Source organism: Pseudoalteromonas rubra (assembly GCF_005886805.2).
In the GTDB taxonomy this organism is placed as follows: domain Bacteria; phylum Pseudomonadota; class Gammaproteobacteria; order Enterobacterales; family Alteromonadaceae; genus Pseudoalteromonas; species Pseudoalteromonas rubra_D.
This window is the reverse complement of the sequence record NZ_CP045430.1, coordinates 763,139-775,330: the sequence shown is the minus strand read 5'-3', so window position 1 is coordinate 775,330 and position 12,192 is coordinate 763,139. Positions and strand designations below refer to the sequence as shown.

The following is a 12,192-nucleotide window of genomic DNA, read 5'->3' as shown; positions in this document are numbered from 1 at the left end:
AGCCCCCAGAGTAACGAGTCGTAGTCACTATGTTAAAGTTATCAAATCATGTCGAGTTGGCAGCCTGGGAAATTGAATTATCAGCGATCAGAGCGCAAGGTGCGGGTGGCCAAAATGTCAACAAGGTATCTTCTGCCATTCATCTGCGGTTTGATATTCAGCGTTCAACCCTACCTCCGTTTTACAAAGAGCGATTGCTGGCTTTGCAGGATAGCCGTATCAGTAAAGAAGGTGTGATCGTTATTAAAGCGCAGAGTTTTCGTACCCAGGAGCAGAACCGTGAGGATGCATTGGCCAGGTTGAAGGCGCTGATCCTCAGTGCAACGAAAGTAGAAAAAAAGCGCCGGGCAACCAAACCTACCCGAAGCTCGCAGCGAAAGCGACTTGATAGCAAAAATAAGCGGGCGCAAACCAAAGCGATGCGTGGCTCCGTTAAATTCTAATTAGCCTGTTTGCTAGGCTACAAGTGGCAGCCTGAGCGTAAAGCGGGCGCCACCCAACTCAGAATCATCAATCTGGCAGTCGGTGTGGTGCCATGACAATATTTTGCTGACAATGGCAAGGCCTAAACCAAATCCGCCTGTATCTTTGTTACGACTCTTGTCGAGTCTGGAGAACGGCTGGAAGACCTGTTCACGCTTTGATTCAGGAATGCCGGGGCCATCATCCTCAACCATAAAAACAGCCATATTGTGCTGTCTTCTCAAGGTGACCCGAATGGTGCTTTGACCATATTTATCAGCGTTCTGTAACAGGTTTTGTATGACCCGGGTTAACTGATGTGGATCGCATTCAACCGGGACATCACTGATAATGTCTGTCACCAGGTTTTTGCTAGTTGTTCGGGCAAGTTTTTCAAGCTGATCCAGTATCAGCGGTGCCAGATCACATTGCTGCATGTGCAGTTGCTGATTGGCAAACTCCAGTCGTGCGTAGCTGAGCATCTCGTCAATCAGTACTTCCATTTCGGTGACGTCTTCTTCCATTGCTGAAACCTGCTCCGGTGCTTTTGGTGCCAACATGGCCAGGGCAAACTTTAAACGTGCCAGTGGGGTTCTTAGTTCATGGGACACGGCATTGACCAGTTGTTTTTGGTTGCTCATCAGGCTGGCCGTTTTCAACGCCATTCTTTCAATTTGCTGAGTCAAGGTGTAGATGGCTGAAAATCGCGATCTGGTTGGTGTCAGGTCGAGTGAGCCTGATGCGAGTTTCTCGGATGTACGCTTGAGTTGTACCAGGTCAATCCACAGCGGTCTTAACCATATGACTAGCAACAGTGCCAGCACGGAATAAGAGAGCAATTTGATGGTGTATTGCTTCACTTTAGCTGATTTTGCAGGAGCAAATGGACCGAGCTGAACGACAGAGGTACTGTCGTTAACAACGAAAAGTAGCAGGGCGTTACCTTCATCATCAAAGGAGGTAATGATTTCGCCTTGCTTAAGCGCCGTCAATTGTTCGGGTAACCAAGCGACATCTTCATATGAAAATACGCTCAGCTGCGGTTGTGCTCTGAGGTAGGAGTCTAGCTCATGTTTCTGCAGGTAAGTGAGTGCCTGCTGGTAGTTCTTAGCAACCTGAGTCGCGTGACGCAAATCATCAGGTGCTTGCTCCACCCAGTTTCGCCATATCGTCTCACTGCCTAGGTTAATCGCAATGATACTCGCAAATACCACAATATAGAGGCTGACAAGTAAACGCAGCATCGCGTATTAGTCCCAGGCTGATTTAGAGCACAAATATCCTTTCCCCCAAACTGTGATTAACCGGTAGGGTTGTTCCAGGTTGTCATTGAGTTTTTTGCGCAGTCGGGAAATCCTGACATCGACGCTACGGTCCAGTCCGTCATAAGGTCTGCCCACAACCTGGTTATATATGTGCTCCCGGCTTAGGGTATCACCAGCGTTTCGGGCCAGTTCCCACAGCAGATCAAATTCATAACTTGTCAGGTCAATTTCCTGTTCACTCAGATAGGTTTTACGTGCGGCTTTATCGATGCGCAGCTGGCCGAGTGTTAATTGATCCTTACTGTCATTTTGTTTACCCTGACGGCGCAGGAGTGCGTTGAGTCTGGCGAGCAAAACGTATGGTTCAACTGGCTTGATTACATAGTCATCGGCACCAATTTCAAGGCCTCTGACATGGTCAAAATCACTGTCTTTAGCGGTCAGAAATAGCACAGGCCCTGGGTAGTCTGGTCTGATCCGGCGGCATATTTCGAAGCCATCAAGATTGGGTAGCATAATATCCAGAATCACTACATCAGGTTGCTCACTGATGATTTTCTCTGGTGCGAGTGCCCCATCGTGTACCAGGGTTACATCATAATTGTTACTTTGTAAAAACTGTCCGGTGAGCTGAGCCAGTCTCTCATCATCTTCTACCAGTATGACTTTGGTCATTAGAATAAACTCCAATCTGTTTTAAGTTTCCTGCGATACTTAGTGCTGACAACAGCATTGACTTTGACAGTCTTTTTGGCGAGCGTATTTTGATTTGTATCCCTCAAACTAAACTCCATGTTTTGTGCCAGTTTGACAGCTAGCTTGGCTGTTCCTTTGTTGCTGCTCTCCCAGCAGTGTAAGCGCGCATTCGCCTGATACAGGCATAGGTTTTCCGGTACGGCGTGATGCCAATTAACCCGAATGGTCATCTGACAGGTTTGTCCTTGCGTTTTTACCATACAGACCAGCGGTTTTATCTCGAACAGCGGGGGGGGCTCTGAGGTGGCTTGCACTGAAAACGTGCACCACATAAATGCCCCAACTGACAAGCTGTACAGGGCACAGTTAAAATGCATACAAGCCTCCAATGAAGACAGAGGTTGTATAATCTTCATCGACGATAGGACTGTTTGCGATACTTGAGCCAAGCCATTGATGTTTTGCGGTGAATTTAAATTGCCAGCTGTCGCTCAGTTTGTGGTTATATGCTATGCCAATATAAGGATTGAAAGTGCTCTCGACCTGGTAACGAAAGTGAGTAAGTTCGGTATCTCTCTCAGTAATGCCGTAGTAATAACTACCTAATTTTGCGTCCTTGTAGTCGACGCCCACCTTAAACTGGAGTTGAGCATATTTGGGGTCACCAAATGGCAATTTGTAACTATACCCCACTGAGCCGTGAAACCCGTTATAAATTCCCCTTACATCGTGCAGTAATTTTACTGTTAGCTTTTGTTGTTCAGAGATGTACCAGTGCGCCAATATACCACTGTCGATCGCCCATTTTCTTTTTGCCAGATCATCAAAGGTTAAAGAAGGTTGTTGAGGCTGTTCTGGATTTTGCTCAACGTCGGTGAGAGGGACTTGGACACTGACCTCATTGGGCGGATTAACGTTGTCCCCTCCGTCTGCACCGGCACCATTGTCACCGGAATTGATATCAGTTTGGGGTAGGTTAATCCGTTCGCTGATGTCCGGGGAAAGCGTATTTGAGCGCAATAACGTACCGGGTCGGGAGCGGCTAAAGAAAGCTTGTTCAGAATTGAGCTCAGCAATCCAGCTAACATCAAATGCATGATGGTCAAAAAAGGTGTAACCGATAGCTGTGTTATCGAGGAAAAACCGGTCGCTGTAATAGCGCACATAGGGTAATACGATCAGAGGGGAATGGTCGCTATCTTTTAAAGGGTTAGTTGCAACACCTGCCCCTAGCGCGACGGAAATCTCCCATTGCGATACTTCAATGCAGTTTTCGGGATGGGTATCACAGTTGGCCAAAGCCATACCACTAAACAACACTGAGCCAATCACACCTGACAGACGTTTCACTTTTTTCACCCACTCCTACCCTGAACATCTGTACTTTACCAATAAAATTACTAATTGCCAGAAAGAGTTACATTAAATAACATTTCAAACCGCAGTAGTAACAGCAACTCTTTGGCATTCGAGTAAGGTTATGTACATACTTAATCCCAAGGAGACAGCCAATGTTAAATTCTACCCAGCAAAAGTTTTGTGCTGCTGCGCTTACTTTAGCGCTGCTCAGCGCATGTGGCGGAGGGAGTGACAGCAATACTTCCACCCCGGATCCAGGTAATGGTGGTATACAACCCCCCGACAAAGTGCCTGATTTGTCTACCGGCGAGGCCAGCGCCAAAAAGTTGCGCAAGGCAAATGCGTCAGACTTTTCAACTTACCTTAAAAATGGTGTTTACCTGGTTCAAGGTACGACAGCACACCAGGATAGCGATGAGGTGGCCGATTCGCCAGTTGCGGATGCTGCAACACCTGAGTATTCGTCCACTAATGTTCAGGAGCAAGCGGTTGATGAAAGCGACAGAGTTAAATATGACGGTGCACATTTGTATATTGCAAATACAGCAGATTTTCAGGCCGCTGAAGGAGAGCACAAACAGTCTGTGCGGATCTTAAAACGCGAAGAAAGTGGTGAGTTGGGGTCATCCAATACTTTGGTGACCAGTACAGATTATTACGCAAGGCAGCAACTATACCTACAAGAGGGTAGTCTAGCCGTGGTGCTGAGTAATGACAAATTCGGTTTTTTCATTGAGCCTGCTGTAGCATCAGATGTCGTGGACACATCCATGCCCTATTTATACTCGCGTGATTTTGCTCTCACGTTGGCTGATGTCAAAGATCCTTCGCAGGGCAATATCACGCACCAGCTCCGCTTCGACGGCGAATTGATTGATTCTCGTGTTATTGGTGATTCACTCTATTTGATCAGTGAGTTTTCTGCGAGTTTTGACGGATTTGCGCAAGATGGCGAGGATCTGGAATTAGCGAATTATCAAAAAATCACCGAGACAGATATCGCTGAGTTATTGCCTAAAGTGACGGATCTTAAAACTGGTACGGAGCGACCTCTGGTCGACCCGGCGACCTGCTATATGCCAGATGAAGCATCAGAGCTGAATGGTTATCACCGCATTACATCTGTGACTCGTGTGTCACTGAGCGATCCGGGTTCGCTAACGACAACTTGTATCGCCAGTCGCACTGAGGGGATCTATATGTCTCAGAACAATGTGTATCTCTACGGCTATTATTATGAGTCGGAAGAAGTCACATTTAATGACTCGATACAGACAGTGATCCACCAGTTTAAGCTGGCAGAAGATGCTGTAAATTATGCTGCTTCGGGCAAAGTGGCGGGGCGCTTAGGTAGTAGTAATCGTAACCTGAGATTTAGTGAGCATGAAGGGGTCTTGCGTGTGGTGACGTCACGCTTTACGGAAGAAAATGGCAGACTGCACAGGCTCTATCTGCTGGAAAATACAGGTGACGACCTGACTGTGATCAGCCAGCTACCAAATGAAACGCGCACCACGCCCATCGGAAAAGTGTCTGAAAATGGTCTGGTTGAAGAAGACATCTATGCAGTGCGTTTTTTCGGTGACAAAGCTTACATCGTAACCTTTCGTCAGATTGATCCTTTATATGTGCTGGATTTAGCAGACAAAAATGACCCTAAAATCACGGGCGCATTAGAAATACCTGGCTATTCTGCATACCTCCATCCGGTGTCGGAAGACTTACTCATCGGCATCGGCCAAAATGTTCAGGACTGGTTTTTGGACGGGCCTTTGGAAGTTGATGACGAAGTTGGTGCCAAAGTAAGCTTGTTCGATGTGAGCGACATTAGCGCGCCGTCACTGGTTGATGAAAAAGTGTTTAGTGGCGGGTTTAGCCCGGTTGAATTCGACTATCACGCTTTTAGTTACTTAAAACACAGTGATCAGGTATTCAGAATGACTTTACCTGTCGAAAGCTGGCTTACAGAGAATGACAGTGACAACACTGTAAACTGGTATAAGCGTAACGAACTGGCCGCATTTGAAGTACATACAGGCGAAACGCCTAAGCTACAGTATATGGGCAGTAGTGTGCCGCAGCAGCAACCCGACGTTGAAGTATCTCCGTATATCTGGGCAGGTGATGATCGGGGTGTCCTGCATGGCGATCATATTTACTATGTGCACGGCAATTTTGTTTGGTCTAGCTTGTGGCAAACACCACAAATCACCACCGGACCATTCTAACGTGATCGATAAAAACGATGCAGCCGGTTTACTTTAGGCCGGCTGCATTGTTGTATTTAGCGTGTTGCAATTAAGCCCAGCTTTTGGTCGTTACACCATTGCCCGCCGATAATGTAGTTGTCTTTAAGTGTACCTTCATGCTCAAACCCCAGACCGGTTAGTAAGTTAAATGATGCCTCATTGCCTTCGGTGACGGTTGCTGTCAGTTTGTGATAGCCGCATTGATTAAAGGCAAAATCGATAATGGCGCTGGTCGACTCTTTTGCATACCCCTTACCCTGATGCTCAGGGGCAAGCATAAACCCAAGCTCAGCCTGCTGATAGGGTGTCCAGTTGGATAAGAAGCCATGAAGTCCTGCGGGATTGCCGGTTTCTCGCTCTTCAATCACTAATGTAAGCCACTCCCCGCTCTCTTTGCGCCAGTTGATGAGTCGACGGTCAAATTGCGCGCGGACTTCATTTTGCCCAGGCAAGTCGCGAATAAAGCACATTACTTGAGGGAGCTGATGAAGGCGCAAAAAAAATGGCCAGTCAGAAGGCGTTAATGGCCGCAGTAGCAGGCGGGAAGTGTCAATCATAGTGAAATCCTTTTATTGTTCGATGTTATTGGGTTTGGAGTAATTTTCTGATAGTGACGATTTGATTAATGCTGTCCATGTTGTCGCCGTGCACACAGAGGGTGTCTGCTTTGAGTGGCAAAGCCTGACCACTTGTTGTGGTTACTGTGCCATGGGCCAGCAGTTGTTTTACCTGTGCCAGTACGTTTGCCTCGTCGTGGACTGCATTGGGCTGTGTTCGTGGGCTAAGTTGCCCTTGATCTGTGTAAAGTCTGTCAGCAAAGGCTTCAAATAGTAACTCTACGCCAAATTGCTCCGCAAGGCGTGTATGATGCGCTTGCTCAGCCGTTGCCAGCAGCATTAGTTTGAGCTTAGCAGGGTACTCGGAGAGCGTTTGGAGCACCTGAAGAAGCGTCGCTTCGTTGCGCATCATGTCGTTATACAAGGCGCCGTGAGGTTTTACATAGCTCAAAGTCATCCCCTGCACTCGCGCCATTCCCTCCAGCGCCGCAATTTGGTAATGCAGTGTGTTACGCAGTTCGGTGTTACTCAGGGTCATCGAGCGACGTCCGAACCCTTGCAGATCGGGATAACCTGGGTGGGCACCAATACCGACATGATGTGCTTTGGCCAGTGCGAGTGTGTTTGCCATTACAGTCGGGTCGCCTGCATGGAAGCCGCAGGCAATATTGGCCAGATCAATGTGCGGCATAACATGGCTGTCCAGTCCCATTTTCCAGGCACCGTAGCTTTCGCCCAGATCGCAATTTAGTAGCATAGAATACTCTTATTTTGGGTTTTTCCAGACCTTAACATGGATTGCAGCGTCAGGGTTAGGGCTTCACGCCCAATCAAGTTCACGTCTTCTGATCATAGTTACAAAACCAGGCTGGAGTGTGTCAGCTGAGGACCAGGTTTAAATCGGCTTTGTCCGTAACCAACAGATGTTGTGGGCTATTGATAATACACAGCTCAGGGGCTGCCCGGGTAATTGCAAGGTGAGCTGTGAGACTGGTTGTCCAGAAGACGGGAAGTTTATCGTTGGCTATGGGAAGCGGTTCACCAAAGTTTGGTTTATTCAGGTTGTTAATGCCGATGTCGCTTGCTTCACCGAAGTGCAGAGGGATGCCATGTGGTACCCGGCTGACTGAACCCGCCTGAATGGCTTTGATCAACTCTGGTTTACTCATTGGGCGCATGCAGACTACTTTATTGCCACTAAATGGCCCCACCTGGTTACTCTCTATATTGCTGATATACATAGGTAAGGAGTGCGTTGGGTTGGCCAGTGGACTGGATATACCGAAGGAGTTGAGCACATTGTCAAAGGCGAGGTAACTGGCTAGTGCAAAAGTGACCAGGTCGTCTCGCCATAGCTGTTTGATATCTGAGACTTCCTCAGTAAGCTGGCCGTGTTTTAGGATCCGATAGCGCGGAATATCGGTACGAATATCAATGTCCTGACCTAACTGGTCGAGATGATAACACCCTGGTGAAATACTGCTTGCTAACAAAGGGCAGCAGTCAGCGTTGTGATGACAGTAAGTCATAAATTCAAACGCATAGGCTTCAGGCAGGATCAGAACATTACACTGGGCGAAGCCGGGAACAAAGCCGTTAGTTGGGCCGGAATAGTCCCCGACCCGGATCATAGCGCGAATAGCGTTAGGTGCAGTGAGTGATGCCTTTGGGTCCATACATGTCCTCATCAGGTAACAGGCTGATTCAACAACATCTCACTCAATATTATAGGCAGCTACGATTAATCTGCCTGTTTGTCTATGGTAACGGGGAGTGTTCCTTTGGCTTTTTCATGACCTAAGATGACTTTGGCAAGCGCGGTATACGCCGGTCCGCTGACTTCACTGGCGGTTTCAACGTCAACATTATAGGCATAACTTGCCAGTACAGCCTGGCTGTAAGGGGCAAACCGGGTGATTTCATAGGGGGCACGCAAACTGATGAACACGCTTGGTTTGTGCTGAGACTGAGCAAACCGTAATAAACCTTGTAATGCGTCAGGCTGGGCCTTGGCTGCCAGAGAAAACTGCGACAGTGTAGCCAGGTCTTCCATTCCACCAATTTCTACTGCGCTTTGCGCGGGCGTGGCATGACCGGCAATGACGAAGTCTGCATTTTTTATATCTGCTTCTGCCCGGGCAGGGTCGAATCCTTGTAAACTGGACAGAGTAACCGTGAGCGGATGAGTTGCATGAGCTAACAAGGCTTGTTTCAGAGCCGTTGCTTTTTGTTTGTCCGGCATAATCACATGAATTCGCTGATTTGCTCGGGGTGCCAGTGGTAACAGCTGGTTATTCTTCACTTGTGTTATGGCCGCCAGTGCCAGCTCAGCCTCCAGTTTACGATGCTGTGGATTCCCCAGTACAGACTGAGCTATAGCCGAGGACAGCTGACGCTTTGGCGCTAAAAAGCGGGCTTTGAGCGTTTGTATTCTCAGGTTAGATGTCCTTAGTTCAGAGATGCTCAGTTGCGCTGTGGCTTGTTGATAAAGTGCATCCATAAATTGTCTGAATGCGCTGATATCCTCTGTGCTGCGTATCGCAAAAGGCATCAGGGCAATGTCTACACCCGCAGCAAAGGTCTCTATGACGGCCTGCTCGGGCTCGAAAAAGTCACTGATCCCGGCCATATCCAGTGCATCTGTGATGGTGACACCCTGATAGCCCAACTCTTCTCTTAATAGGTCATGCATAATTTTGCGTGACATCGTCGCCGGGCGCAGCATTTTTTCATTACGTTTGTTGAGTATGACTGTACTATCCAGCGCTGGGTACTGGATGTGCGCCGTCATTATCATACCCGGTGCGTGGTGTTTGATGATGCTGGCAAACGGCGCAATGTCTTGCTGCTGTATCTGTTCCAGGCGATGATTTACGCGGGGTAAGCCGGTGTGACTGTCGACATTGGTATCACCATGCCCCGGAAAATGCTTGATGGCAGATATCACCCCCTGTTGCTCGAATGCTTTGACTTGTGCGGCACCCAGTTTTGCCACCATGTGTGGATCTTCGCCAAATGACCTGACATTAATGACCGGGTTATCCGGATTGGCGTTGACATCAACGGTTGGCGCGAAATTGACATTGATCCCAAGTACGGACAGCTCTTTACCTATGACTGACGCAACCTCCTGCGCATAGCGTGTACCATGCAGAGCGTAGCTGGCTCCTATGCTCATATTGCCAGTGAAGGAGGTGGCCTCAGCACGATTAATTCTGGCAACCCGACCACCTTCCTGATCAATGGCGATAAAGGGAGGTTGCTCTGTTGCATGGTGGATCTGCTGCGTCAGTGCGACTATTTGTTCAATTTCCCGTACATTTTCGGCAAATAGGATCACGCCGCCAATCTGATAGTCATGCAGTATCTGCTTGAGCTCCGGTGGCAGGGTAGTCATTGGCTCCCGACATTTTGCCCCTTTGCCTTGTTGACAAAAGTATCGTAAATCGAGCATTAATTTTTGGCCGATCAGGGTACGTAATTCAGGTGCCGATTGAGCACTATGGCTTGGGGCTGTGAGGGTCATGAGCAAACCTATTAAGAGTATGCGAAACAAGATATTCATCATCAATATGCTAATTTATCTGGCACTCTATCACGCCTCAGCGCTAATATGGAGCCGATTCAGTTCAATATGTTATCGGTTTTTATCAGGTGCAGGTGAACGCACATTGAATGCCGAGACAATAATAAAAAAGGAAGGACGATGAAACACCATACGCTTAACTATGTAGAGTTTGCTGCTTCTGATTTACCGGCGACGCAGGCATTTTTCGAATCGGTTTTTGGTTGGCAATTTCAGTCATACGGTCCGCAGTACGTTGCGTTTAGTGAGTCTGGGCTGGAGGGGGGCTTTTTCCAAAGCGATCTCTCAGCCAGCCAGGCGCAAGGTGCCCCGCTACTGGTATTGTACAGTGATGATTTAGTACAAACACAGCAAGCCATAGAGCAGGCTGGTGCTACCATCAATAAAGCGATATTTAGCTTCCCCGGTGGCAGGCGATTTCATTTTATTGAGCCCAGTGGCAATGAATTGGCGGTGTGGAGTGATAAGTAAGCCTCAACTGGCGATGCCCACGTCCAGTTTTGCAAACCACTCAAGAAATTCAGCGACCGCTTCGCCTTTGAACAAGCGACCATGCTGAGGTGCCATAATGTCGATGTCGAGCTCTCTCACGCGGGCTATCCAGTTTGCTTTAGCGCGATTGGATGGCATCCAGCGACGATGGAAATACTCCATATGCTTAACGTGAGCCGCAAAATCGTCCACAAATATTGGAGCGTTGGTTTTTTCCAGCGCCGCACCTACATCACCACTCATCAGTATTTTTGCCAGTGGGTCATACACATGAAAATTACCTGATGAATGCAGATAGTGTGCCGGGACGAGTTTCAGGCTGATGTCATTCAGACGGATTTCGCCGCCTTCGTCTTTGATCCCCTGGTATTTGATATTGCTCATACCAAAGTGGCGGATAAACCCTTCCCACAGCCAGGGCGCATGCAGTGTGGCATCTGGCAGGGCTTTATCCCAAAGTCCCAGCGAGGATATGATGTCGGGATCCTGATGTGAGGCGAATAAGGTGGTAAGCTCTTCCAGCTCAATATGTTGCAAGATGGCAGCCAACATGGGTGAAAAGAGCTCTGTGCCTCCCGGGTCAAGCAGTACCGCTTGCCCTGTGCCTTTCACCAGATACTGGTTAGTATCAATGATCTTTTCTGGTTTGCCTTCGTCACGACCAAACATCAACCAGGAGTGGCTCGGAGCCTGATGGAGTTGTGTTGCTTTCAATGCAGGGCGCCTCTTAGAGTATGGATTTCGTTTAAGTTTACAGTGACTGACTGCTTAATTGTTTTGGCTGCACTGGCAATAAAATCAGAGACCGACTGTAGACTGTCGCTAAATTCTCCGGCGTTTGATGCCTCAACCCGGCTGGTCACGGCAATGTATTCCGCACTGCGCATTTGCTTGTTGATCTCTTCAAAAAAGCTCTCCAGATCCTGTAAAGCGATTTCCAGTTTTTTGGTCTGGTATTGCCGCTCTTGTTTTGCTTTATTTTGCAAAGCAACAACTTGAGATGTGGAGACGAGCATTGCTGCATTATTAACATGCATATCGAACTGGGTACTTCGGACTGCCTCGAGCGCAATTTTGAACAGCTGATTAGATAGCGTGGAGATATGCGTAGTGGTCTTGATGGTTTGTTCCGAAAACTCATCAATGAAGTTTGTAATGGGTTTAAAGCCAGAGGCCGAATCACCTGCTCTCAGCGCGACCACGCGGGCATTCTTGGCGGTAAGAGAGAGGTTTTTAGCTTCGGCCAAAATCGCGTCAAGATTTGCAATGATACGCGCAACGCGAATGAAGCTGTCTACTATATTGTCGTCGCTCAATGCGAAACTCCACTGTCTACGGGCTGCTTTCAAGACACTAGAATAAAAATCGCCGAAATTCCAGAAATCAGCATAATTGAGCGTTTAGTTTTTGTCTTTGTCAAAACATTAAACTCTATCATTAACAAAGGCTTCAAAAACTTCAGTTGCAGTACCAAAGTCTTGTTATTGCGACTACGCTTGATAAGAGCTGTGTTTAATAGATGACCG

At 47.9% G+C, this 12,192-nt stretch carries 13 protein-coding genes; 3 read left to right on the top strand and 10 right to left on the bottom strand.

The window, feature by feature from the left end:
- Nucleotides 1-29 precede the first annotated feature (29 nt).
- Nucleotides 30-443: an alternative ribosome rescue aminoacyl-tRNA hydrolase ArfB gene (gene arfB / locus CWC22_RS22295; protein ID WP_049863493.1), complete on the top strand. Its 414-nt coding sequence runs from the start codon at nt 30-32 to the stop codon at nt 441-443.
- 12 nt (nt 444-455) lie between these two features.
- On the opposite strand, the gene CWC22_RS22290 is transcribed toward arfB, so the two are convergent.
- From CWC22_RS22290 to CWC22_RS22275, 4 genes are read right to left on the bottom strand one after another with little or no spacing between them, the layout of a single operon-like run.
- The gene (locus CWC22_RS22290) at nt 456-1,706 is read right to left on the bottom strand and encodes an ATP-binding protein (RefSeq protein WP_138538405.1); all 1,251 of its coding nucleotides are present in this window, start codon (nt 1,704-1,706) and stop codon (nt 456-458) included.
- Nucleotides 1,707-1,712: 6 nt separating this feature from the next.
- Nucleotides 1,713-2,402 carry a response regulator gene (locus CWC22_RS22285; protein WP_125562625.1) on the bottom strand — a complete coding sequence of 230 codons (690 nt, stop codon included), beginning with the start codon at nt 2,400-2,402 and terminating at the stop codon, nt 1,713-1,715.
- Nucleotides 2,402-2,800, bottom strand: a complete 399-nt coding sequence (locus CWC22_RS22280; protein WP_171045070.1) for a DUF3019 domain-containing protein — start codon at nt 2,798-2,800, stop codon at nt 2,402-2,404. The genes CWC22_RS22285 and CWC22_RS22280 overlap by 1 nt, the downstream gene beginning before the upstream one ends.
- The gene (locus CWC22_RS22275; RefSeq protein ID WP_138538403.1) at nt 2,790-3,782 is read right to left on the bottom strand and encodes a MipA/OmpV family protein; all 993 of its coding nucleotides are present in this window, start codon (nt 3,780-3,782) and stop codon (nt 2,790-2,792) included. Before CWC22_RS22275 ends, CWC22_RS22280 begins: the two co-directional genes overlap by 11 nt.
- A 152-nt stretch (nt 3,783-3,934) precedes the next feature.
- Between CWC22_RS22275 and CWC22_RS22270 the strand changes: the two genes are divergently transcribed.
- Nucleotides 3,935-6,010, top strand: a complete 2,076-nt coding sequence (locus tag CWC22_RS22270; RefSeq protein ID WP_138538402.1) for a beta-propeller domain-containing protein — start codon at nt 3,935-3,937, stop codon at nt 6,008-6,010.
- 56 nt (nt 6,011-6,066) lie between these two features.
- Here the strand turns inward: CWC22_RS22270 and CWC22_RS22265 are convergent, their stop codons facing one another.
- From CWC22_RS22265 to CWC22_RS22250, 4 genes are all read right to left on the bottom strand, one after another.
- Entirely contained in the window at nt 6,067-6,588 is a 522-nt protein-coding gene (locus CWC22_RS22265) for a GNAT family N-acetyltransferase (RefSeq protein ID WP_138538401.1), read from the bottom strand.
- Between the two features lie 25 nt (nt 6,589-6,613).
- A complete protein-coding gene (locus CWC22_RS22260; RefSeq protein WP_138538400.1) occupies nt 6,614-7,345 on the bottom strand; it encodes a 5-oxoprolinase subunit PxpA in 732 nt (243 codons plus the stop codon).
- A 121-nt stretch (nt 7,346-7,466) separates the two neighbouring features.
- Nucleotides 7,467-8,264 carry a D-glutamate cyclase family protein gene (locus tag CWC22_RS22255; protein WP_138538399.1) on the bottom strand — a complete coding sequence of 266 codons (798 nt, stop codon included), beginning with the start codon at nt 8,262-8,264 and terminating at the stop codon, nt 7,467-7,469.
- Nucleotides 8,265-8,329: 65 nt separating this feature from the next.
- Nucleotides 8,330-10,114 carry a glycoside hydrolase family 3 protein gene (locus tag CWC22_RS22250; RefSeq protein ID WP_138538398.1) on the bottom strand — a complete coding sequence of 595 codons (1,785 nt, stop codon included), beginning with the start codon at nt 10,112-10,114 and terminating at the stop codon, nt 8,330-8,332.
- 180 nt (nt 10,115-10,294) lie between these two features.
- Between CWC22_RS22250 and CWC22_RS22245 the strand changes: the two genes are divergently transcribed.
- The gene (locus tag CWC22_RS22245) at nt 10,295-10,645 is read left to right on the top strand and encodes a VOC family protein (RefSeq protein ID WP_138538397.1); all 351 of its coding nucleotides are present in this window, start codon (nt 10,295-10,297) and stop codon (nt 10,643-10,645) included.
- A gap of 3 nt (nt 10,646-10,648) precedes the next feature.
- Here CWC22_RS22245 and CWC22_RS22240 read toward each other — a convergent pair whose 3' ends face one another.
- The gene (locus tag CWC22_RS22240) at nt 10,649-11,380 is read right to left on the bottom strand and encodes an MBL fold metallo-hydrolase (protein ID WP_125562644.1); all 732 of its coding nucleotides are present in this window, start codon (nt 11,378-11,380) and stop codon (nt 10,649-10,651) included.
- The gene (locus CWC22_RS22235; protein WP_138538396.1) at nt 11,377-11,982 is read right to left on the bottom strand and encodes a chemotaxis protein; all 606 of its coding nucleotides are present in this window, start codon (nt 11,980-11,982) and stop codon (nt 11,377-11,379) included. Before CWC22_RS22235 ends, CWC22_RS22240 begins: the two co-directional genes overlap by 4 nt.
- Nucleotides 11,983-12,192 lie beyond the last annotated feature (210 nt).